This is a genomic window from Flavobacterium ginsenosidimutans (assembly GCF_037478105.1).
Lineage (GTDB): Bacteria > Bacteroidota > Bacteroidia > Flavobacteriales > Flavobacteriaceae > Flavobacterium > Flavobacterium ginsenosidimutans.
In genome coordinates this window covers 1,112,217-1,137,503 of the sequence record NZ_CP147988.1, presented here as the reverse complement: position 1 = coordinate 1,137,503, position 25,287 = coordinate 1,112,217, and the positions used below count along the sequence as shown (strand labels likewise).

At 32.7% G+C, this 25,287-nt stretch carries 17 protein-coding genes; 8 read left to right on the top strand and 9 right to left on the bottom strand.

The window, feature by feature from the left end:
• Nucleotides 1-145: 145 nt before the first annotated feature.
• The 8 genes from V6624_RS05095 to V6624_RS05060 form a co-directional block, all read right to left on the bottom strand.
• Nucleotides 146-886 carry a DUF2490 domain-containing protein gene (locus V6624_RS05095; RefSeq protein WP_239455561.1) on the bottom strand — a complete coding sequence of 247 codons (741 nt, stop codon included), beginning with the start codon at nt 884-886 and terminating at the stop codon, nt 146-148.
• A gap of 150 nt (nt 887-1,036) precedes the next feature.
• Nucleotides 1,037-3,598, bottom strand: a complete 2,562-nt coding sequence (locus tag V6624_RS05090; RefSeq protein WP_111283512.1) for a TonB-dependent receptor — start codon at nt 3,596-3,598, stop codon at nt 1,037-1,039.
• Between the two features lie 251 nt (nt 3,599-3,849).
• The gene (locus tag V6624_RS05085; RefSeq protein ID WP_012023964.1) at nt 3,850-4,263 is read right to left on the bottom strand and encodes an RrF2 family transcriptional regulator; all 414 of its coding nucleotides are present in this window, start codon (nt 4,261-4,263) and stop codon (nt 3,850-3,852) included.
• A 93-nt stretch (nt 4,264-4,356) separates the two neighbouring features.
• Complete coding sequence (locus V6624_RS05080; protein WP_111283514.1) at nt 4,357-5,187, bottom strand: TPM domain-containing protein; 831 nt, start codon at nt 5,185-5,187, stop codon at nt 4,357-4,359.
• A gap of 3 nt (nt 5,188-5,190) precedes the next feature.
• Nucleotides 5,191-5,628, bottom strand: a complete 438-nt coding sequence (locus tag V6624_RS05075; RefSeq protein ID WP_111283516.1) for a TPM domain-containing protein — start codon at nt 5,626-5,628, stop codon at nt 5,191-5,193.
• A 54-nt stretch (nt 5,629-5,682) separates the two neighbouring features.
• The gene (locus V6624_RS05070) at nt 5,683-6,267 is read right to left on the bottom strand and encodes a LemA family protein (RefSeq protein WP_111283518.1); all 585 of its coding nucleotides are present in this window, start codon (nt 6,265-6,267) and stop codon (nt 5,683-5,685) included.
• A 34-nt stretch (nt 6,268-6,301) separates the two neighbouring features.
• Complete coding sequence (locus V6624_RS05065) at nt 6,302-6,634, bottom strand: MerR family transcriptional regulator (RefSeq protein WP_012023968.1); 333 nt, start codon at nt 6,632-6,634, stop codon at nt 6,302-6,304.
• A 57-nt stretch (nt 6,635-6,691) separates the two neighbouring features.
• Complete coding sequence (locus V6624_RS05060; protein ID WP_263524485.1) at nt 6,692-7,669, bottom strand: M23 family metallopeptidase; 978 nt, start codon at nt 7,667-7,669, stop codon at nt 6,692-6,694.
• Nucleotides 7,670-7,947: 278 nt separating this feature from the next.
• On the opposite strand from V6624_RS05060, the gene alaS reads away from it, so the two are divergent.
• Nucleotides 7,948-10,587: an alanine--tRNA ligase gene (gene alaS, locus V6624_RS05055; RefSeq protein WP_338841134.1), complete on the top strand. Its 2,640-nt coding sequence runs from the start codon at nt 7,948-7,950 to the stop codon at nt 10,585-10,587.
• 283 nt (nt 10,588-10,870) lie between these two features.
• Here the strand turns inward: alaS and V6624_RS05050 are convergent, their stop codons facing one another.
• Nucleotides 10,871-12,616: an ABC transporter ATP-binding protein gene (locus tag V6624_RS05050; protein ID WP_111283524.1), complete on the bottom strand. Its 1,746-nt coding sequence runs from the start codon at nt 12,614-12,616 to the stop codon at nt 10,871-10,873.
• A 339-nt stretch (nt 12,617-12,955) separates the two neighbouring features.
• On the opposite strand from V6624_RS05050, the gene V6624_RS05045 reads away from it, so the two are divergent.
• From V6624_RS05045 to V6624_RS05015, 7 genes are all read left to right on the top strand, one after another.
• The gene (locus tag V6624_RS05045) at nt 12,956-13,690 is read left to right on the top strand and encodes a hypothetical protein (protein WP_111283526.1); all 735 of its coding nucleotides are present in this window, start codon (nt 12,956-12,958) and stop codon (nt 13,688-13,690) included.
• 88 nt (nt 13,691-13,778) lie between these two features.
• Nucleotides 13,779-14,561, top strand: a complete 783-nt coding sequence (locus V6624_RS05040) for a hypothetical protein (RefSeq protein ID WP_111283528.1) — start codon at nt 13,779-13,781, stop codon at nt 14,559-14,561.
• Nucleotides 14,562-14,789: 228 nt separating this feature from the next.
• Nucleotides 14,790-15,749: a GSCFA domain-containing protein gene (locus V6624_RS05035; RefSeq protein WP_111283530.1), complete on the top strand. Its 960-nt coding sequence runs from the start codon at nt 14,790-14,792 to the stop codon at nt 15,747-15,749.
• 115 nt (nt 15,750-15,864) lie between these two features.
• Nucleotides 15,865-16,584, top strand: coding sequence for a hypothetical protein (locus V6624_RS05030; protein ID WP_162614906.1), 720 nt, complete (start codon nt 15,865-15,867; stop codon nt 16,582-16,584).
• 211 nt (nt 16,585-16,795) lie between these two features.
• Nucleotides 16,796-21,907, top strand: coding sequence for a translocation/assembly module TamB domain-containing protein (locus tag V6624_RS05025; protein WP_338841132.1), 5,112 nt, complete (start codon nt 16,796-16,798; stop codon nt 21,905-21,907).
• Nucleotides 21,891-24,209, top strand: coding sequence for a BamA/TamA family outer membrane protein (locus V6624_RS05020; protein WP_338841131.1), 2,319 nt, complete (start codon nt 21,891-21,893; stop codon nt 24,207-24,209). Before V6624_RS05025 ends, V6624_RS05020 begins: the two co-directional genes overlap by 17 nt.
• A gap of 181 nt (nt 24,210-24,390) precedes the next feature.
• The gene (locus V6624_RS05015; protein WP_338841130.1) at nt 24,391-25,020 is read left to right on the top strand and encodes a DUF4230 domain-containing protein; all 630 of its coding nucleotides are present in this window, start codon (nt 24,391-24,393) and stop codon (nt 25,018-25,020) included.
• Nucleotides 25,021-25,287: the final 267 nt, after the last annotated feature.

Genomic DNA, 25,287 nt, shown 5'->3' with positions numbered 1-25,287 from the left:
AAAAACCGGAAATCAAATTTTTGATTTCCGGTTTTTTATTAGAAAATCTAAAATCTAAAATCTAAAATCTAAAATCTAAAATCTAAAATCTAAAATCTAAAATCTAAAATCTAAAATCTAAAATCTAAAATCTAAAATCTAAAATCTAAAATTTCCGATTAATTCGATGATAAACCGTAAACCTAATAATGTCACGATCATAGAAATCTACACCGCTGGCACGTCTTTGAAAGTTTTTTAAGTATCCCAATTCTAAACCAAGATTTGGTGTGAAATGATAACGTAAAGCAACATAAAATCGGTTTTGATCGAAAGTGTTTCTGCGATTATCTTTTCCGAAATTGAATAAAATTTCATCAGAAATAGTTCCTTTTATGCTTCTGCCTTCTTTTTCCCAAAGGGTAAACATGGATTGTAAACGGTACCTAAATCTAAAAGCATAGGAGAATTCGTCCAATAATCCGTTTTTATCTGCTTTTTGAATGAATCGTTCTTCTAGCTGAAAACGGTTATGAAAAGTAATTTTCGCAATATCATTAATTAAGGTCATATCTTGCTGAGCACGATATTCAGGAACCGAATAATCAGGATCAACATGCGGATTTTGTGTGTTCACGCTAAAAAAAGCAAATCCAGCACCTAAATCTATTGTTTTATTTGCTCTATAACGAGCTTGAGATCTAAGGACAAAAAGATTTTCATGAACAGGGTTTACAAAGCTTCGATTGTCAAATTCAGAATGGAGAGCCCATTTTTCAGATAACGGAAAAATATTATAGTATCGAATCCAGGTTAAGGTTTGCTGGTCGATATTTCTTTGATTTTGAGCTGTAATTAGCTGGCAAGCAAATATTATAATAAAAAGAAATCTAAAAGATCTGTTCAAAAGCGGTAAATTCAGGTTGCGAATTTATACAATTGATCTCATTTCTATTTATTTTAAAATCTGTTTTATAATTTTTTTTGTGAAAATAAAAACGAGACACATCCTAAAATGCATCTCGTTTTTAATACTAAAACTAACTAACCTAACCGCTTACAGTGAATACTTAAAAGTAACTCCGTAAGTTCTTTGATCACCAAGAACTCCAGCATATTGTCCTGTGTTACCACTTGCAGGCAATAATTGCTCATAGTAATCTTTATTGAAAAGGTTTCTTCCCCAAATTTGAATAGATAAACCTTGCGAAGCACGGAAACCTAAACGAGCATTAAAGATTGCATAACCTTGAACTACTAAATATTTTGAAGCCGAAGGGCTTGAAGAAAATTCAGAACGAGCATAACCATCAGCAGCAAAGAAAATTTTTCCAGCATTACCAAAGAATTTTGCATGATCAGAAAGCTCACCTCCAAGAGAACCAGCCCATCTTGAAGCACCTGGTAAATCAGTTCCAGAAACATCTTTATAAGCTACTTGAACTCCATCAACTGTAAGTCCTGTTTCTTCTAGCGGAAGCGGTGCATTTGTAAATTTCACATATTTACCATCTGTATATGTTGCAGCACCATTTATCGTTACATGTGAATTGATAACAAAGCTCGCATCCAATTCAGCACCTCTTACACGCACTTTATCAGCATTTGCAAGATAACCACGGTTTACACCTAATTCAGCTGCTTGAACGTTAGTTTGGAAATCTTTGATATCAGTATTAAATAGCGTTAAATTTAAAATAGAGTTTTTAAACGGAGATGTTTTTACTCCAACTTCGTAATGATATACTTTTTCTGGTTTAACCACTGCAAGTTCAGTCATTGGCTGTCCTGATGAGTTTGTTGGAAGTCCAGCTACGTTAACTCCAACTGGTTTGTAACTTTTAGCAAATGTTGCATAAGCATTGATTTTGTCAGATGCTTTGTAAGTAAGCGTTAAGTTTCCAGAAAAATCTGTGTTGTCAGTATCTGAATCAAATGCTTGATCAGAGTATACAGATTTTTTCAAAGCTAATAGGGCAGGATCTGTAGTCTGAAGACCTCCGTAAGTTTTACGAGAGTAACTAGCATCTTTCTTATCAAAATTATATCTCAAACCTGGTAAAATATGGAATCTGTTTGTAATTGCCCAATCAAGTTGTCCAAATACAGCCGCACTAGAAGCCCTGATTCTTGCATCAGTATGAATTCCGTACCCTTCAAAAAGTCCAGGAGTTGCCCATAATGAACTTGTTGAACTTTGAGAAAATCTCCATTGTGCATCTCCAGATTCTTCAGTTCCGTCTGTTTGAGAAGTTTGGTCTATAAAGAATACTCCTGCAACACCACTAATTTTTGAAGTTAATTGTCCTGCATATCGAACTTCTTGCGTAATTTGAGTTTGTCTTGTTGGGTTTTGAGATTTAGCTAAAACTTGTAATCCTGTAAAATCTCTATCATTTGATGGATCCCAATTCCAGAAACGCCATGCTGTTGTAGAAGTAAGCGTTCCGCCTCCAATTTTTGTATCAACATTTAATGAAACTCCTCCTAAATCTTGTCCAGAACGCCAAGGAGTATCATGATCAATTTTACGATCAAAAGCATTTAAACTTGGCAATTGATAATTTAAATCGGCGATAATAGCATCAAACTGACGGTATGCAGCCCTTTTAGTAGGGGCAACACCAGCAACAACCTGCGCATATCCGTCAGGACGCTGTGTTGTAAGATCACCTGCAAAAGTAACGTTTGTATTTTCTGTAGGAGTCCATAATAATTGTCCTCTAAAACCTTGATTATTTAAAGTATTTGTCGGTCTTCCTGTAGCAACGTTATCGATTAAACCATCACGCTGTGTTCCAGAAAAAGATAAACGACCAGCCACTTTTTTTCCTAATGCTCCTGTAACAGAAGCTTTAGCTTGTAAAAAAGCATAATTTCCGTAGCTAAGCTCAAAATCAGCACCTGTTGTGAAACTTGGTTTACGAGAAGTAATGTTAAAAGCTCCAGAAGTAGTGTTTTTTCCGAACAAAGAACCTTGTGGACCACGTAAAACCTCAATTTGTTCTACATCGATAAAATCTAAAGTAGTAGCTGCCGGACGTGCATAGTAAACACCGTCTACATAGAAACCAACTCCAGGATCGATACCGTCATTGGTAAGTCCGAATGGTGAACCTAAACTTCTAATGTTGATTCCTGTATTTCTTGGGTTAGAAGAATACAATTGTACAGAAGGAACCAATTCTTTAATACGGTTTACATTAAATGCTCCTGCTGCTTCTGCTTGTTTTCCTGTAACAACAGAAACGGCAATTGGCACATCTTGTACTTTTTCGATTCTTCTTCTTGAAGAAACTACTACTTCGACAAGTTTATTTTCTTCACGTAAAGTTATCAATATTGGAGAAGCTGGAATTGAAGTAATTTCAAGTTCAGCGGTATTATAACCAATATATTGAACTAAAAGTGTAAGAGGTAATTTTCCTTGAGATTCTATAGAAAAGCGCCCTTCAGAATTTGTGATTGTACTAAAAGTTGTTCCTTTAATTACCACGTTAGCTGCTTCTAAAGGAATATTTTGATCAGTTGTTACAACTCCTTCAATGTTTTGTGCGAATGAGATTGAGAATGTTAAAACTGCAAGTATTGTAAGTATATTTTTTATAGATGTTTTCATTTTTTATATTAAGTATATATGATTAGTAGAATTTAATATTAAATTTTTTTTACCAACACATACACATCATAGATGAAACAGTTTTCACAGTTGTGAAATTATAATTATGTTTTTTTTGCAAAAGATTTTGTCCACCTGATTTACTAGAATGTACTTTCATGAGTTAAAATTTTGTAAATGATTAGTTAATTATTTTTGGCAAATATATATAATTAATTCTATCGATTTACTAGACTTTATAGAATATTTTTTTATTTTTTTACCAATGAGGCGATTGTAATGCCTTCCATAGCCTTCAAAGTTTTGTCTCTAATTAGCATCAAACCGTGACGCAGACTGCATTCAGACTCGGTTTTACAATCAGAGCAAGGCTCGTAAAAATTTAAAGAAGCGCATGGCAAAAGTGCAATTGCACCGTCAAATAATCGGTGAATTTCTGCCAAAGTAATGTCATTTTTGGATTTTATCAGATAATAACCGCCAAATTTTCCTTGCTTACTGCTCACAAAACGACCGCGTTTTAGATCTAATAAAATCTGCTCCAAAAACTTTTTTGGAATATTCGCGCCATCAGCAATTTCTACAGTTCTAGAAATGTGATTTTCGTCTTGTTCTGCTAAATAAAGTAAGGCCTTAAGGGCGTATTTTGCTTTATGTGATAACATCTATTAATAAATTGTAAAATGTAAATGTATGATTTTTTAAGATTGAAACCTAAACCTGAAACTTCAAACAATGAAAATTAGAACCAGAATAAATTACCAGCTTCCTCCAGAACCACCTCCAGAGAATCCGCCGCCGCCAAAGCCACCACCGAAACCTCCGCCTCCGCCGAAACCACCACCAGATGATCCGCCGCCAAAGCCTCCAAATCCGCCACTACTTCTTCCAAGATTACTCAGAATAATAGCGTCAAGCAAGCTAGGGCCGCCACCGCCATTGTTGCCAGAATTTCCTCCACCGCCTCTTTTATTTCGAGAAACCAGAATCAGAATAATTACAATAATGGCAATAAAAGGAAATATAGGGAAATCTTTTTGTTTGCTTTGTTTGCGTTCGCCTTTGTATTTCCCTTTAAAAACATCAAAAAGAGCATCGGCTCCTTTGTCAAGACCGTTGTAATAGCTTCCTTTTTTAAATTCTGGAATGATAATATTTCGAGTAATTTCTCCGCCTATACCTGCAGTTAATCGGTCTTCAAGTCCATAACCTGGCGAAATCCAAATTCTTCTTTCGGCTTTAGCCAATAAAATTAAAACGCCATTATCTTCCTTTGCTTGTCCGATTCCCCATTCTTGAGCCCATTTTGGCGTAAGAATACCAATGTCTTCGCCTTTTAAGCTTTCAATAGTAATTACTACGATTTGAGTAGATGTAGAATCTGAATAGCGAATTAGCTTTTCTTCTAATTGCGTTTTTTCTGTCGAACTTAAAATGTTAGCGTAATCGTAAACAGAAGTTTGAAAATCTGGTTTTTTGGGAATATCAAACTGAGCAAAAATGCTATTGCTGATGAATAATGTGATAAACAAAAGAGTAATCTGAAAAATTCTATTGAAATTTGAGATTTTATTTTTGGAATTTTTCATTATTTATCCTTTTGAGATTTCGTTAGATAATTCGTTTACATCATCTTCTTGAGAAGGGAAATATTTTTTAAGCTGTTCTCCAGCATTTAAAATACCGTCAACAATTCCTTGTTTAAAATTTCCAGCTTTAAAATGATTGGTCATAATGTCTTTGGTACAGTCCCAAAAATCATTGGCAACCAAATCATTAATTCCTTTGTCTCCACAGATTACAAAATTTTTGTCGTCAACTGCAAAATAGAGTAATACGCCATTTTTTAGGTTAGTTTCATCCATTCGTAATTCATGAAAAACTTCTAAAGCCCTATCAAAATGGACTTTAGAAGTTGTTTTTTCTATATGTACTCTAATTTCGCCAGAAGTATTATTTTCAGCCATACGAATAGCTTCAACAATTTCTTGCTCTTCTTCTTTGGTTAAAAAATCTTCTACTTTTGACATGAAAATGATTTTAGAGTTTAGGTTGTAGATTTTAGATTATGGTCTAAAAAGTTCTTAGAATTTTACTTCAACAGGTTTATCTGCTCCAGTAGATGCTTCAAAGTATGGTTTTTCTTTGTATTCGCTCAAGAACCAGTTGTTTGGAATCTTTAAGATATATCCGTTGTAAACTTGTACAGCTTCATTAAAACGAGTTCTAGCTGTTAAAATTTGGTTTTCAGTACTTGCCAATTCGTCTTGTAATTTTAAGAAATTCTCGTTTGCTTTCAAAGTTGGATATTGTTCAACAGAAACCAATAATCTTGATAATGATGAACTTACACCGCTTTGAGCTTGGTTAAATGCTGCTAATTGCTCAGGAGTTACATTACTTGGATCAATTGTTACCGAAGTAGCTTTTGCACGAGCTTCGATTACTGCAGTTAAAGTTCCTTTTTCAAAGTCAGCGGCACCTTTTACAGTGTTTACTAAATTCCCGATAAGATCATTACGTCTTTGGTAAGCCGTTTGAACATTTCCCCATTCTTTATTTACAGCTTGACTGTGTTGTAAAGCAGTATTTTTAATACCAATCGACCAAAATGCGATAATAGCAATAAGTGCTACAATAATTCCTACAGGGATTAACCACTTTTTCATATTTGTTTTGATTTAAGTTTATTTCAATTTTTAATTACAATTCATTTTTGATGTCGTTCAATTGCGTTTTTATCGACTCTAATTTACGTATTATTTCGAATTTATCTAACGTTTTCTTCTGACCTTCTTTTAAGTGTGTTTTTGCACCTTCAAGCGTAAATCCTCTTTCTTTTACTAAATGGTAAATTAGCTGAAGGTTTGTAATATCTTCAGGCGTGAACATTCTGTTTCCCTTTGCATTTTTTTTAGGCTTAAGAATATCAAATTCGCTGTCCCAAAATCGTATCAAAGAGGCATTGACATTAAAAGCTTTGGCAACTTCGCCAATACTGTAATATCTTTTGTCTTTAGAAAGTTCAATATGCATGGTTCGTTTTTTTCTATTTTATTTCAAAAATACTATTTTTTCGGAATATTAATCTTATTAATCTAATGATTGATTTTCTTGGTTTGCCATTTGCGAAATTGCCACATACTCTGCAGCCGAAATATTTCCGTAATAAAAATTCAACGGATTGACTACTTTACCATCTTTATGAACTTCATAATGACAATGCGGACCTTCAGATCTTCCTGTGCTTCCAACAAAACCAATAACATCACCTCTTTTAACTCGCTGTCCAGGATGGCAGTTATATTTGCTTAAGTGGGCGTATAAACTCTCATATCCAAAACCATGCCTGATCACAATATGATTTCCGTATCCAGAAGCCGTGTTGTCAGCTCTTTCTACGACTCCGTCACCTGTGGCATAAATGGGAGCTCCAGTATTGGCGGTAAAATCCATTCCGTTGTGCATTTTTCGCACTTTCGTGAAAGGATCGATTCGGTATCCAAAACCTGACGCGACACGTTTTAAATTTTCATTTCGAACTGGCTGAATGGCAGGAATTGCGAGTAATAAATTTTCTTTGGCTCCAGCCAATTTTAAAATTTCATCTAAAGATGTAGACTGAATTGCCAATTGTTTTGACAGTTTGTCAATTCTTTTTGTTGCATTTAAAACGAGCTGAGAATTATTATAACCTTCTAAAGCTTTATACCTTTGAGAACTTCTAAAACCAGCTTTTCTGATAGAATCTGGAATTTCAGTTTTATTAAAATAAACTCTATAAATATTATTGTCACGTTCTTCTAATGCGTCTGCTGCTTCGTCAATTTCGTCTAATTTTTTATTTAAAATGGCATATTGCAGTTTTAAATTTTCGATTTCACGTGCTTGTAAACGATCTTTTGGAGTCTCGAAATAAGGAGTGTTAATTAAAAGAACGAAAACTAAAAAGCCAAATAGTGCTGAAGCCAATAAAAACAGTAATGCGTAACCGATTTTAATCCTTTTTCTGGTTTTTATTTTCGTATAAGCCAGATTTTCTGAGTCGTAATAATATTTTACTTTCGCCATATTTTAAAATACGCTATTTTTGCACCTTGTAAAATGAGTTAGTCGAAGGAAACTGCTAAATGTTTCAGTCGTCCTGCTCTTTTTTACAAGAATTAATGATTAGATATTGGGGCTATTTTATCATTAAGATAATGCGCAAAATAGGTAATTTATTGTTTAAATTATAAGTTTTTTAATTACATTATAAAAAACTTAACGCATCATCAAATGAATAAATTAGCTAATCATCTAATTTTCAAATTGACACATTAAAACAGACACATTTTTCTAATTTAAATATGAAATCACAAGACGTACGTAAACAATTTTTAGATTTTTTTGAGAGTAAAGGGCATACAATTGTTCCTTCAGCTCCTATTGTACTTAAAGATGACCCAACCTTAATGTTCAATAACTCGGGAATGGCTCAGTTTAAAGAATTTTTCTTAGGAAACGGAACTCCAAAAAGTCCAAGAATAGCCGATACGCAAAAATGTCTTCGTGTTTCAGGAAAACATAATGACCTTGAAGAAGTAGGTATTGATACTTACCACCACACGATGTTTGAAATGTTAGGAAACTGGTCTTTTGGAGATTATTTCAAAAAAGAAGCTATCAACTGGGCTTGGGAATTATTGACAGAAGTGTACAAAATTCCAAAAGAAAATCTTTATGTTTCTGTTTTTGAAGGAAGTAAAGAAGATAACGTTCCGTTTGACCAAGAAGCTTGGGATATCTGGAAAACATTGATAGATGAAGACAGAATTATTCTTGGAAATAAAAAAGATAATTTCTGGGAAATGGGAGATCAAGGACCATGCGGACCTTGTTCTGAAATTCACGTTGATTTACGTACTCCAGAAGAAAAAGCTGCCGTTTCAGGAAAAAGTTTAGTAAACAATGATCACCCGCAAGTAGTTGAAATCTGGAATAATGTATTTATGGAATTCAACCGTAAAGCAGATGGTTCTTTAGAAAAACTTCCTGCGCAACACGTTGATACCGGAATGGGATTTGAGCGTTTGTGTATGGCATTACAAGGAAAAACATCAAACTATGATACCGATGTTTTCATGCCTTTAATTAGAGAAATTGAAACTATTACAGGTGCAAAATATACAACTAATGATGTAACAGGCATTAGTGAAGAACAAAATAAAATGAATATTGCCATTCGTGTAGTTGCAGATCACGTTCGTGCGGTAGCATTTGCTATTGCTGATGGACAGTTGCCTTCTAACACGGGTGCAGGATATGTAATTCGTAGAATTTTACGTCGTGCTATTCGTTACGGATTTACTTTCTTAGGTACTAAAGAACCATTTATTTATAAATTAGTTGAAACTTTAAGCGAGCAAATGGGAGATTCTTTCCCAGAAATTAGAACGCAAAAAGCGCTTTGTTCAAATGTGATTCGTGAAGAAGAAAACTCTTTTTTGAGAACATTAGATCAGGGATTAATTCTTTTGGATGCTGTAATTTTAAATAATGCAGGAGACACAATCGATGGTAAAAAAGCTTTCGAATTGTATGATACTTACGGATTTCCAATCGATTTAACGGCTTTGATTCTTTCAGAAAAAGGATTGAAATTAGACGAAAAAGGATTCCAGGAACAATTACAATTGCAAAAAGAAAGATCTCGTGCTGCATCTAAAGTGACAGCGGGAGACTGGAATGTAATTGTAGAAGATGATATTCAGGAATTTGTTGGTTATGACAGATTATCTCAGCAAGTTAAAATCACGAAATACAGAAGAGTAGAAAGTGTAAAAGATGGAGAGATTTTTCAATTAGTTTTCAATGCTACACCATTTTACGGAGAGAGCGGAGGACAAACAGGAGATAAAGGATATTTAGAAGCTCAAAATGGTGACATCGTTTATATTATCGATACCAAAAAAGAAAATAACCAAACGATACATTTAACACAATCGTTGCCAGATAATATTACTGGAACTTTTAATGCTGTTGTAGATAAAATTCAAAGAGCTAAAACTTCTTCAAACCACTCGGCTACGCATTTATTGCACCAAGGTTTGCGTAAGATTTTAGGAACTCATATCGAGCAAAAAGGTTCTATGGTAAGAAATGCTTCTTTGCGTTTTGATTTTTCTCATTTTTCTAAAGTTTCTGATGAAGAATTATTAGAAGTAGAAAACTTTGTAAATGCAAGAATTCGCGAGAGTTTACCATTAATCGAAAAAAGAGGAATTCCTAAAGAACAAGCTCTTGAAGATGGTGCTATTGCTTTGTTTGGAGAAAAATATGGTGATTTAGTTCGTACCATTAAATTTGGTGATTCTGTCGAATTATGTGGAGGAACGCACGTAGCAAATACATCAGATATCTGGCACTTTAAAATTGTTTCAGAAGGTGCAGTTGCGGCTGGAATTAGAAGGATTGAAGCAATCACAAGTGAAGCTGCAAAAGAATATTTTGAGTCACAAGCTATTTCTTTAACTGAAATTAAAGATGCGCTTAAAAATGCTCAAGATCCTGTAAAAGCAATTCAGGCATTACAAGACGAAAATGCTCAATTGAAAAAACAATTGGAGACTTTATTGAAAGATAAAGCTAAAAATATGAAAGCTGATTTAGCTAAAGAATTACAAGAAATCAATGGAGTTCAGTTCTTGGCTAAACAAGTTGATTTGAATCCTGAAGGAGCAAAAGATTTAGCTTACGAATTAGGAAATTCTTATAATAATTTATTCTTAGTTTTAGCTACTGCTCAGGACGGAAAACCAATGTTAACATGCTACGTTTCTAAAGAGATTGTAGCTGAGAAAAACTTAAACGCTGGACAAGTAGTTCGTGAATTAGGCAAATATATCCAAGGTGGAGGAGGAGGACAACCTTTCTTCGCAACTGCAGGAGGTAAAAATGTTGACGGAATTGCTGAGGCGCTTGCTAAAGCTGTGGAATTTGTGAAGTAATTAAAGTCACTTAGAATCTGAGATACTAAGATTTCTAAGTTTTTATAAAAAGTAAACCCGACAGATTTTTAAAATCTGTCGGGTTTTTTATTTGTAGTATTCTCTCATTTTATGTCATTTCGACGAAGGAGAAATCTCCCCTAGAAGCTCGACAAAGATTGGATTCTCGTTACGGAGTTACTTGCGGAGATTTCTCCTTCGTCGAAATGACAAATAGTACGTTTTTCGATTGTTAAAAAAAGCTTAGAACCTTAGCAACTTAGAATCTTAGCGACTCAGAAAACTATTTTCTCTCCCCAATTTGCTGGCGCCACATAGCATAATAAAGCCCTTTTTCTACAATTAAATCTTCGTGTTTTCCTTGTTCGATGATTTTTCCTTGTTCTAAGACAAATATTCTGTCGGCGTGCATTACAGTCGATAAACGGTGCGCAATTAAAACCGTGATTCTGTTTTTATCTGAAATATTTCTAATTGTTGCGTTAATTTCCTCTTCTGTAATTGAATCTAATGCCGAAGTCGCTTCATCAAAAATCAATAAATTCGGATTTCTAAGAATAGCTCTAGCAATAGATAAACGCTGTTTTTCTCCTCCAGAAACTTTTATTCCGCCTTCACCAATTGTTGTGTTTAAACCATCTTCTGCACGTCTCAAAAGTTTGTCACAACTTGCTCTTTTTAAAGCATCATATAAATCTTCATCGGTTGCATTTGGTTTTACAAATAATAAGTTTTCGCGAATCGTTCCAGAAAATAATTGAGCGTCTTGTGTTACAAATCCTAATTGTTTTCTTAAATCAAGTAAATCAATTTCTGTAGAATCAATATCATTATACAAAACCTGACCTTCTTGCGGAGTGTATAATCCGACTAATAATTTTACTAAAGTCGTTTTCCCAGATCCAGACGGACCAACAAAAGCCACGGTTTGTCCTTGTTTGATTTCGAAATTTATATTTTCAACTGCTTTGAACTTTGCAGTTTTATGCTGAAAACTAACATTTTCGAAAAGTAATTTCTGAATTGCACCAACATGTTTTGGTGTTTTTGGACGAAATTCTTTTGGAGCGCTTAATAAAGTTTTAAAATTCTCCATAGAAACTTTTGTTTCATTCAAAGCAATAATAAAGTTTCCTAATTCTTGCAATGGACCAAAAATGAAGAATGTAAAAAATACCATTGTCAATAGATCTCCAACAATGATTTTTCCTCCGAAAAGGAAATAATATAAAGCAAAAACAACACAAGTTCTTAAAAAATGAACGGTTGTTCCTTGAATAAAACTCAAACTTCTGATGAAACGGATTTTCTCTAATTCTAGTTGAAGAATTTTAAAAGTGTTTAAGTTCAAACGCTTTTCTTCTTGATATGTTAAACCAAGACTTTTTACTAACTCGATGTTTCGTAAACTTTCAGTTGTTGAGCCGGCAAGTGCATTGGTTTGATTTACAATCTTTCTAGAAACGATTTTGATCTTTTTACCCAAGTACAAACTCACCAAAGCAATAATTGGAGCTGTAATTAAGAAGATAATCGAAATTCTAAAATCGATTCTTGCAACATAAACGATCACAAATATAAAACCGATTATAGTTTGAAAGATTAACGAAATAGAAAGTGTAATTAATTTTTCGGAATCAATTCTAACTTTTGTCAATTTGCTCAAAGTTTCTCCACTTCGTTGATCTTCAAATTCGGCATAAGGAAGATCAAGAGATTTTTTGATTCCGTCTGTATACATTTGAGCGCCAGTACGCTGAATAACAACATTGGTGAAGTAATCCTGAAAGTTTTTGGTAATTCTAGAAATCATCGCTGCACCAAGCGAAAGCCCAAGCCAGAAAGACAATGATTTAATAAATCCGATTTCGTTTCCTTTATATTTTGCCAGACCAACTCCGCAATCCTGCATGAGTTTTCCTGTAATTACTGAGTCTGATAAACTGAAACAAATGTTGATAGTAGCCATTATCAAAGCAAAAAACAAGAGCATTTTATGTTTGATAATGTAAGTATATAATAATTTCATATATGATTTTAAAAAAATGGAAGATGCAAAAATAAGGAATTGTTTTAGTTTGTGAAGTTCATTTTTGTTATTAAAAATGTAAATTTTTTACAGATGAAATTACCAGTTGTTTTAGTCTCTGAATTAATTAAAAAAATAGAAGAAAAAAGCTAGGTATTTATACGTGTTTTTGATTTTATCTAATCTTTTGTGATAAGATATTTGTGTGCTTATTTTGTTAGCCAATAATATCTTAAGAAGCATTTAAATTATAGTAACTGTTTGTAATGAGGAATCCCGTAAGGTTTTGGTTTTAGGTTGTCTTAAGTTTGTAACAATAACAAATTTAACCAAATCAAAATGAAAAAAATTTTATGTCTTTTCGGAGCTTTGACTCTGTTATTAACCTCTTGTTCAAGTGAAGATTCTCCTTCTTCAGATCTTGTTTTACTTAAGAAAAACGTTATCACAACACCTGAAGGTGACAAAATTACTGTCAATTATAAATATGACGGCAATAAAATTGTAAGTACAACAGATGACTCAGGTGATGTAGGTTTGTATTATACTTATACGGGAGATCTAATTACTAAAATAGAATTTAAATATGCTGATGGAACAGTAGATCAGATTAATACATTTTCTTATAACGCAGAAGGCAAATTAACCACTTTTGTTAGAGTAGAGCCAAATATGGATTGGGGGCATAAAGAAGTTTATACTTATAATGCTGATGGTACAGTTACAGCGCAATCATTTTCTGGAGATGGAACAACTCAAACACTTGAAGGAACAACCAACACCATTAAATTTGTAAATGGAGAGGTTAGTGAGATAATAAGTGAAGACGCAAGCTGGGAAAATCATAAATACACTTATGATAATAAAAACAATCCTACGAAAAATATTTTAGGAATGGATAAAATTGCATTCGTTGACGGAGAAGGTAATGGAGTTAAATTTAATATTTTAACTGATACATCAGAAGGTGACTTATGGACAAACAGTACTTTTACTTATAATGAGAATGGTTATCCAGTTAAAGAAGTTAATACAGGATCTGATAGTTTAGGTACTATTGAATATTTTTATTAATAGTTGAACCTGTTTTATTTATAAAAGCCAGATGCAAATGCTTCTGGCTTTCTTACTTTTGCAAAGTTTAATAAAAAATACCTCAATCATGAAAAAAATCTTATGTCTTTTTGGAGCTTTAGCACTACTATTCTCATCATGTTCAAGTGAAGAAAATTCTTCTCCTGAAGCAAATGATGGTACATTTCCAAAAAGTATTATAACTACTTACTCAGGATCTCCGGCCGATACTACTTTTATCACTTATAAAGATGATAAAATTGAAAGCATGACCACTAAAAAAAACAAAATTTATTTTTTTTACGAAGGAGGATTAATTCAATCTAAACAGTATTATGAGATTGTTCAAGGTAAAGAAAACAAGACTACAGTTGTAACTTACTTTTATGAAAACGGAAAACTAGCATCAAGTAAATTTATTAGTAGCATTAGTATAGATTATCCGAATGGAAAATTCGCAGGTAGAAATGTATATACCTTTGTATCGGACACACTAATTAAAGTGCAAAGATTTGACACGGATCAATTTACCAATATTGAAAAAGAAAGCGATACTTATAATATGCTGATCTATAAAAATGGAAATGTAATTAGAAATACCACTGTAAATGGCAAAACAGCACTTGATATGTATGCGCAAATTTATGAGTATGACAATAAAAATTCTCCGTTTAAAAATATTAAGGGTATCAATCTATTAATTGCTGAAGAGATGTCCTCGAGCAATAATATTTTAACAATTTCGAGTAATACAAATTTTGTTTACGATAAGAATACTTATGAATATAATGATGAAGGATATCCAAGTTTAAAAACGTATTATAAAGGTGGAGGAGAACAGGTCTCAAGTACAACAAAATATTTATATTAAATAGAAAGCCAAATACTTAATGTATTTGGCTGCTTTTTTAGATTTTTCCTGTTTTAGAAGACCTTTTACAATTAAAAAAATAATCTTGCATTGGATAATTTTAAACGAAACAATTGAATATAAATACTAATTTGTACAAGATCCAAAACCATAAAAAACCAAATGCTTTTTTGTATTTGGTTTTTTTGTTGAATAAAATAACCGAAATTTGTTTAAAAACCCGAAGTAATGCAATTCAGAACCCAAATTCCCATTTCAAAAAGTAATAATCCGATCGATTATAATTCGAAAGTACTTTCTATTGGATCTTGTTTTGCAGAAAATATGGCGGAGAAATTCGATTATTTTAAATTTCAAAATGAAACAAATCCGTTTGGGATAATTTTTAATCCAGTTTCAATTGAGAAATTATTTGATAGAGTTTCTAAACAGGAATTGTTTGGAGAAAAAGATGTTTTCTTTCACAATGAACGCTGGCATAGCTACGAAGTGCATTCCGATTTGAGTAATTCAGACCGACAAGAATTGTTGGAAACGCTTAACAAAGCAATTACTGAAACCTATAAACAAATCAAAGAAGCAACACATATCATTATCACTTTTGGGACTTCGTGGATTTACAGAAACATAGAAAAAGATGAAATTGTAGCCAATTGCCATAAAGTTCCTCAAAAGCAATTTGCGAAAGAATTATTATCGGTTGAAGTAATTCAAAAAAGTATTCAAAATACAATCGGCGCTATTCAGACTTTAAACCCAAATATTAATTTCATATTTACGATTTCTCCTGTAAGACATATCAAAGACGGTTTTGTAGAAAATCAGCTGAGCAAATCGCATTTATTTACAGCGCTTCATCAGGTTTTAAAAACTTATAATTCAAAATTCATAACTCATAATTATTTTCCTTCGTACGAAATCATGATGGACGAACTTCGTGATTACCGTTTTTATAACGAAGATATGCTTCATCCCAACCAAATTGCGATTGATTATATCTGGAAGCTTTTCAGCGAAAGCCACATTTCAGAGAACAGTTTTTCTATAATGAAAGAAGTAGACGAAATCCAAAAAAGCCTGCGTCATAGAAGTTTTAATCCAGAATCAGACCAGCATAAAAAATTCTTAGCCAATCTTCAGCAAAAAATGAAAAACGTTGAGGAAAAATGGCCTCATATTGTGTTTTAATGTATAAAAGAAAGTTTTTTTGAATTTCGGTTTGAAAATATTCAAAACAAAAAATAAACAAATTGTTATGTTTTGATCCTAAAATTATGTTTATTTGTAATAAATACCTTTAAATATGATGAGAAAAATTACTTATTTGCTTTGCATTTCGCTAATGATGTTAACATCTTGTTCAAACGATGATAACGCTGCTCAGAATACTGAGAGCAGAGTACCAAAAAAACAAATTATTTCTGATCTTGATGGTCCAGTGGCTATTGATTTCGTCTTTGATGGAAATAAAATTGTTAGCAGTACATATACCGACAATTATGTTGTAAAATACACTTATACCGGAGATTTAATTACCAAGAAAGAAGCTTCAGACTTTACAGATGAGTATAATTATACTAATGGAAAATTGACAACTTATTTGCGAAAACTTCCAGGACGTGATTACTATGATAAGTATTCTTATACTTATGAATCTAGTGATGTTGTTTCATTTGTAATATCTCGAGTTACTATTTCAACTGGTGCAGAAGAAATCATTTCTCCAAAGAATATTTATACATTAAAGGATGGAAATATCATAAAATATGAAACTTCATCATCTGTAACAACATATAAATATGACGATAAAAATAGTCCGATGAGAAATGTTTTAGGGTTTAATAAAATCTTTGAAGAGCAGCCACAAGTTAGCTCATCGGTTAATAATGTAATAAGTTATACAGTCACTTTAGTAGATAACAATAGTTATACCAATGAGATAACATATGCTTTTGATGAAAATAATTTTCCTACTGAAATGAACTACAAAGCGATATCCTTTAAATGCACATATTCCTATTAGTAAAACGTATATAGCGATATAGAAAATCTTAAAGCCAAATAATTTTATTGTTTGGCTTTTTTATTGGTCTTAATAAATGATTTAGCAGTGAAATTTTAGAATAATTGCTCATAATTATGTAAATTGTTAAGGTTTAAATTTTACATTTTTGTAAGATGTGTAACCCTGCTTTTTTCAGAAGCAATTTGAATCTTAACGATTTTATTGACGTATGAATAAGAAACCCAGACATTTTCTTAAAAAAATACTTCGCATTCTAATATGGTGCGTGGTTTCTGTGGTTGCGCTATTATTACTTCTAATTATTTTAATCCAAGTTCCGTCAGTCCAAAATTTCGTTAAGGACAAGGCGATAACATATCTTCAAGGAAAAATAAAAACCAAAGTTTCTCTGGATAAAATTTTGATCAAATTTCCAAAAGATGTAGTGCTGGAAGGTTTCTATTTTGAAGATCAAAAGAAAGATACTTTGTTGGCTGGTAAACGATTAGAAGTTGATGTTGATCTTTTTAAATTGGTAAGCAGCGAACTGGAAATCAATTCAGTTTCATTAGAAAACGTAAAAGCCAATATTTCAAGAAACAAAGACGGCGTTTTCAATTTCGATTATATCATAAAAGCATTTGAATCTAAAGAGCCGAAAGTAGAAGATCCAAATGCTAAACCTTTCAAAATCTCTGTTGTAAAGGTAAATCTCGATCAAGTTAAATTCAATTTTAAAGATGATTTTTCGAAAAATGATATTCGAGTAAATCTTACTCATTTTGATACGAAATTCAAAAAGTTTGATTTGGATCAAATGGATTTTAATATTCCGAATATCAATTTGAATGGATTGAAAGTAGTTTTGGATCAAGATGTTGTCGAGAAGATTGCTGAAGTTTCTGTTAAAACCGTTGATACCGTTTCAAAGCGCCCAGATTTCAAACTGAAACTGGATAAAATCACTTTATCTAAAATCGATATTTTATACGATAATAAAGATTCCAAATTAAATTCAGGCATTCGTTTAGGAAATTTAAATCTGGCCGTAAACAAAATTGATTTAAACAAACAGCTTTTAGATTTCGATACTTTCGAAGTAAAAAATCTTAGCGGAAATCTAAGATTAGGCGCAAAAGACAAACAAATTCAAACTCCAAATTTAGATACAACTGCAATAAAACAAGCAGGTTGGAAAGTGAAACTCAATGAAACCAATCTAGAAAATATCGCTTTCAAATTTGATGATATGCAGTCAAAATCCAAAACAAAAGGTATTGATTATGCACACTTAGATTTGAATAAATTCAACTTTAAAGCCGACAAATTGTATTACGGAAATGATACCATTTCTGGAAATATTAAAACATTGACTGTAAACGAAAAAAGCGGTTTGCAGATTCAAGCTTTAAAAACAGATTTCTTTTATGGTCCAAAAAGTGCCACATTAGAAAATCTGTATTTTAAAACGCCACAAACTCTTGTTCAAGATAAAGTTAAGGCGCAATATAAATCACTAGAATCACTTCAAAAAGATTTAGGAAATCTCGCTATTGATGCCAATTTGAAACAGTCAAAAATTGGTTTCAAAGATATTTTATTGTTTGTTCCCGATTTGCAGAAAACAAATCCGTTTAAAAGTAATCCAAATGCGATTTTGTATGTAGACAGTCGCGTGAGTGGGAAAGTAAAAGATTTGAATATTTCGAAATTTGAAATGAGCGGAATTGGTTCTACAAAAGTTTTTCTTTCGGGGAAAATTGCCGGACTTCCTGATGCTCAAAAAGCCTATTATGATCTGAATATCAAGAAGATTTCGAGTACTTCAAAAGACATTAATATGTTTGTGCCAGCCGGAACAATTCCGAAAAACATTCAATTGCCTTCGCAGTTAAGTTTGCAAGGAAAATTTAAAGGTTCGGTACAGAATTTCAAAACCAATTTGACTTTAAATAGCAGTTTTGGAAATGCAAAAGTCGATGCGTTATTTGATCAGCGAATCAAGAAAAAAGAAAAATACGATGCAGACGTTTCTTTGCAGGAATTTGATTTGGGACGATTAATCAAAAACGATTCAATCGGAAAAATTACGCTTAAAGCGAAAGTTAAAGGAAATGGTTTAGATCCAAAAACAGCAAATGCAGCAATTGATGGTTTGGTTCAGAAAGCGGTTTTTAATCGATATACATATAAGAATTTAGCTTTAAAAGGAAATATCGAAAATGGTTCTTTCGCAGTAAAATCTGGAATGAAAGATCCGAATCTGAATTTTGATTTAACTGCAAGCGGAGACACAAAAGACAAATACCCAACTGTAAAATTAAAACTGAATTTAGATATTGCCGATTTAGAAAAGTTGAATCTGCACGCAGGCCCGATGAAACTTCGCGGAAATGTCGATGCCGATATTACCAACAGTAATCCAGATTTTCTAAACGGAAAAGTGTTTTTATCCAACATTCAGATTTTGCAAGATGTTGAGCCAATTGTTTTGGATTCGATTCGTGTTTTGGCTTTCGCAGATAAAGACAGTAATTCGATTAAAATTTCGTCTCAATTTCTAAAAGCAGAAGTGACTGGAAAATACAAACTGACGACTTTGGCAAATTCAGTTCAAAAGTCATTATCGAAATATATTGATCTTAAAAACCCGAAAGTTAACGCAGAATCAGATGAGCAAAGATTGGCGTTTATGTTGAAAGTTGATAATGATCCAGTGCTTTTTAAATTGTTGCCAAAACTGACAGGTTTAGAGCCTTTTACAATCAATGGAAAATACAATAATCAGACGGATTCTTTAGAAGTAAAAGGGACGATTCCGAGAATTGTTTACGCGAATAACACTATTTCTGACGGAAGAATCAATATTGAAGCTAAAGAAAATGCTTTAGAATATTCAGTTTCTGTTGCTACAATTGAAAGCGGTTCTTTAAAAATTCCATTTACAAGTTTAAGCGGAGAAGTTCAAAATAATATTTTGACTTATGCGCTTGAAGTTCAGGATGCAAAACAAAAACAGCAATATTTTATTGCAGGTGAATTTAAAGCAGAAGATTCTAAAAATATAGTAAAGTTCGATTCTGAAAACTTCATTTTAAATTATGACAAATGGAATGTCGATCCAGAAAATTCAATTGAATTTGGAGAAAAAAGACTGTATGTCAATAAATTCAATTTGAATAATAACGGAAATGAATTAAAAGTACAATCGCAAGGAAATCAAGATAATGCACCGTTGCAAGTCGACTTTGTAAACTTCAAAATTGAAACCATTATGAATATGGTCAAAAAAGACGAGTTGTTAATGCAAGGTTTGATAAACGGAAATGCTTTGGTTGAAAATGTAATGACAAGTCCAACTTTTACATCAGATTTAAAAATTGATGATTTTACTTTTAAAGGATCAAAAGTTGGTGATTTAGAAATAAAAGTCGACAATAAAACTGCCAATACGCTTGCCGCAAATGTAGCTTTGAGCGACGAAGGAAATGATCTAAAACTTACAGGAGATTATCAGTTAGACGCTGGAAATTTTGATTTTGATGTTGCAATTAACAAACTGTATATCAAAAGTATTCAAGGATTCAGTATGGGAAATATTACTGAAGGACAAGGTTTTCTATCGGGAAATTTTAAATTGACAGGAAATACTTCTGCTCCAAAAATTAATGGAGAATTAAACTTTAATGATGCTGGTTTTAGAGTAACGCAACTGAATTCCTATTTTAAAACTAAAAATGAAAAAATCACCTTCAATAACGAAACCATTTCATTTGATAAATTTTCTCTTTTTGACGAAAACGACAATGAATTATATGTAAACGGAACAATTCAGTCTCCAGATTTTGTTAAATATAATTTCAATTTGGTTGTTGAAGCAAACGATTTTAGAGCAATTAATTCGAAAGCAAAAGACAACGATTTGTTTTATGGTGATTTGTTTTTGGACACAAAACTGAATATCAAAGGTAATCTCGATAGTCCTGTTATTGACGGAACGCTTAAAATCAATAAAGAAACCAAATTTACAGTTGTAATGCCTCAATCAGATCCTTCAATTGCTGATAGAGAAGGGATTGTAGAATTTGTTGATGAAGACAATTTGTATTTGAGACAAACGGTTGATATGCAGAACAAACTGAATCAATCAGAATTGAAAGGAATGAACGTTAATGTCGCAATTTCGATTGATAAAGAAGCAGAATTAACTCTCCTGATTGATAAATCTAATGGCGACTATTTGAATTTGAAAGGAGAAGCAGAGTTAGTAGGTGGAATCGATCAATCCGGAAAAACAACTTTGACAGGAAAATATGAATTTTCAGATGGTTCTTATCAAATGAATTTCAACGGAATCAAAAGAAAATTTGATATTCAGAAAGGAAGTTTTATTACTTGGAACGGCGAACCAACAATGGCAACTTTAAATATTACAGCTATTTATAAAGTAAACACAGCACCAATTGATTTGTTAGGAAGTCAGTTGACAAATCTACCTCCATCGGTTCAAAATACTTATAAACAAAAACTTCCTTTTCAGACTTTGTTGAAAATGAATGGAGAATTGCTTAAACCAGAAATCTCATTTGGAATTGTGCTTCCAGAAGGGAATTATAATGTTTCTACAGATGTTGTAGATATGACACAAACAAAACTGAAACAATTAGAGCAAGATCCAGCGGAATTGAATAAACAGGTTTTTGCACTTTTATTGTTAAACCGATTTGTGGGCGAAAATCCGTTTTCTAGTGAAAGTGGCGGTACAAATGCAGAATCTTTTGCTAGACAAAGTGTAAGTAAAATTCTTTCGCAGCAATTAAATAATCTGGCAGGAGATCTTATTACAGGTTTTGAAGTAAATTTTGATTTAGAATCGACAGAAGATTACACGACAGGAACCATGCAAAACAGAACTGATTTGAATGTCGAGGTTTCTAAAAAATTACTAGACGATCGTTTGAAAGTTACTGTTGGAAGCAGTTTTGGAGTAGAAGGACAGGAACGCGCCAACGAAGAAACAACCAACATTGCGGGCGATGTAGCATTAGATTATCAATTGACAAAAGACGGTCGCTATATGGTTCGTGCCTATCGTAAAAATCAATATCAGGTTGCAGTTGAAGGTCAGGTAATTGAGACTGGAGTGGCGTTTGTAATCACGATGAGTTACAATAAATTCAGAGAACTTTTTCATCGTACAGAAAAAGAGAAACAATTAATTAGAGAAGAAAAAATACGTAAGGAAAAAGAAAAACAGAAAAAGAAAGAACAGAAGGAAAAGGAAAAGTTGCAGGAGAACGAAGACGAAAAAACAATTGAAGGAAATGAGCAGAAAACATAATCATATAAACCCATTTTATATAAAGTGTATGGCACTGCTTTCCTTATTTTTTGTTGTAGGATGCAGTAACACAAAATACCTTCCAGAGGGCGATTTGCTTTACACAGGAGGTTCCGTGACCATAAAAGATTCGATTATGAAAAAGAAAAATCGAAAAGCATTAGAAAAGGAACTCGAGGGTTTGTTGCGCCCAAAACCAAACAAGCAAATCTTTGGCTTGCGTCCAAAATTATTAATCTATAATCTTGCTGGCGAACCTAAAAAAGATAAAGGAACAAGATATTGGTTAAGAAATAAAGTCGGAGAACCGCCAGTACTTTTTAGCCAGGTCGATTTGGATTACAATGCTTCTGTATTAAGAAATTTTACAGAAAACAGAGGATATTTTAAAACCCGTGTAAGTGCCGATTCTACTGTTCGAAACAAAAGAGTTACGGCAGAATATATCGTTAGGCCAAGACAGCAATACATTATAAAAAGCGTGATATTTCCAGACGATTCTTTAAAAATGTCAAAGATTATTGCAAAAAGCAGCAGAAGAAGTTTGCTTAAAGTGGGCGCGCCTTATGATTTAGATATTATAAAAGCAGAAAGAGAAAGAATTGATGCGAGATTAAAAGAAAAAGGTTATTTCTATTTTAATCCAGATTATATTTTGGCCAAAGTAGACAGCAGTAAAGGCGATCATGAAGTAAGAATTAGATTGGTTATAAAAGATGATACGCCAGTAAAAGCTTTAACCACTTATAAAATTGATAAGATTTTTGTGTATCCAAATTATTCTCTAACGAATGATAGTGCTGTTTATCGAAAAAGAAACATGACACAATATAAAGATCTCACGATAATTGATACGACAGAAACTTTCAAACCAAGAATTTACGATCGAACGATTTATTTCAAAAAAGGAGATGTTTACAATCGAAAAGACCACAATTTAACTTTAAACCGATTTGTGAATCTTGGTACTTTCAGTTTTGTAAAGAACGAATTTAGACCTTCAGATTCTATTCCAAATGCTTTAAATTCTTATTATTACTTGACTCTTTTGCCTAAAAAGTTTATTCGTGTTGAAGTTATTGGAAAAACGAATTCAGCGAGTTATACGGGGACAGAATTAAATTTAAACTGGAATAACCGAAACTTTTTTAGAGGAGCAGAATTGTTTACCGCTTCTGTTTTTGGAGGAGCCGATTTTCAGCTTGGAGGAGTAAATAAAGGAAAAAATATTTATAAACTCGGAGGTGAGGTGAGTTTGACTTGGCCAAGATTTATAACGCCTTTTCATATTGAAGGTAATAGCGAATATGTACCCAGAACCAAAGCCACTTTGCGTTATGAATACCAAAAAAGAACCGAGCTTTATGCTTTGAATTCTTTCAATACTTCTTTTGGATATATGTGGAAAGAGAACATTCGTAAAGAACATCAATTGAATATAATCGATGTAACTTACGTAAGCCCAAATCATGTTACGCCAGAATATTTGGAAGATATTAAAACCGACCCAGCATTAGGAAAAGTAATTGAAAAACAATTAATCTTTGGGCCAACGTATAATTATACGTATACCAATACGATGCAGAAGCGTAAAAGACATACGATATATTTTAACGGCGAATTAGATTTGGCAGGAAATCTAACAGGGGCAGTTACAGGAGCTAATATTAAGAAAAATGATACGATAAAAATCTTTGATGTTCCGTTTAGCCAATATGTGAAAATAAGATCTGATTTTAGGCATTATTTGAAGCTTGGAAAAGAAAGTGAATTGGCCAGTAGATTGATTGTTGGTGCAGGATTTGCTTACGGAAATTCGAATACACTTCCAGCTTCAAAACAATTTGTAGTGGGAGGAACCAATAGTATTAGAGCGTTTAGAGCAAGAACTTTAGGGCCGGGAAGTTATGTTATTCCGCCCACAACAACTAACAATTATACGCCCGATCAATCAGCAGATTTAAAATTGGAATTCAATACCGAATATCGAGCTAAATTATTTAGTATTGTGAGAGGTGCTGTATTTCTAGATGCAGGAAATATTTGGCTTTTGCACGCCGATCCTAATAAACCTGGAGCAGAAATTTCGAAAGATTTTATGAAAGAAATCGCGATTGGAGCAGGAGCAGGTTTACGTTTCGATTTGTCGTTTTTAATTTTAAGAACCGATTTGGCCATTCCGCTTCGAAATCCTGCTTTGCCAGACGGACAAAGATGGATAATTGACGATATTAATTTTGGAAGCAGTTCTTGGAGAAAAGATAACCTAATTTTGAATATTGCAATCGGTTATCCGTTCTAGGCTTATTAGCCACGAATTCACGAATTTTTGTTAATCTATATAGATATTTATAATTGAATTTCACAAATTTTGATTTGCGAAATTTGAAAAATTAATAGCCAAAGAGATTAGCGAAAATTCGTGAATTCGTGGCGGAATAAAAGAAAAAATGAAGTAAATTGGTCTAAAATATTTTAGAAGAATGCAAAACTTGATCAAAAGAATTATAGGCGTTGGTGTTATTATTTTACTTATTGTTCTGGCTTTTAAATATTGCCAGTTCAAAAAAGAAGATGATTCAGATATAAACTACAATACCAATTTAATTCAGCAGCAGATTCTTAACGTTGGAAAATTGGTTGTCACCGAAGGACATTTCTCTGAAGTGATTACCTATAAAAATCAACAGAAATATTTAATGGATATGATTTCTTTTGAGAAAAAAGCTTTGATTGTGGTCAATGCAAACGTGACTGTTGCCTACGATTTGCATCAAATGAAATATGAAATTGATGAAAAAAATAAAACTATCACGATTTTAAATATCCCAAAAGAAGAAATCACTATAAATCCAGATATTCAGTTTTACGATGTTGAGCAAAGCAAATTGAATCCGTTTACAGGAGATGATTACAATAAAATCAATAAATCGGTAAAAGCGAATCTGGCTAAGAAAATCGAAAATTCGACACTAAAAACTAACGCTCAAAACCGATTGATAAGCGAATTGTCTAAGATTTTAATCATGACCAATTCAATGGGATGGAAACTACAGTACAACGGAAAAACTATTGAATCTGAAACTGAATTGACTCAGGATTTGAAGCTGTAAAATTTGCCACAAAGGCACTAAGGCGCAAAGTTTTTTTTGAATTGCCTCCTGCTTTAGCTGGAGGTGTTCATCAAGAAATTGAAAAAGGCTTTAGCCAAAACATGAGATTTGGCTAAAGCCTTTTGATTTTGGCTCTATTTTCCTCCAGCTAAAGCAGGAGGCAATTCAATATATAATTCTATCTTTTAATCTAATAAAAGAAATTTAGTAAACTTTAAAAAGTAAAAATCTTTGCGACTCTGCGACTTTGCGAGATTAAAAAATTAT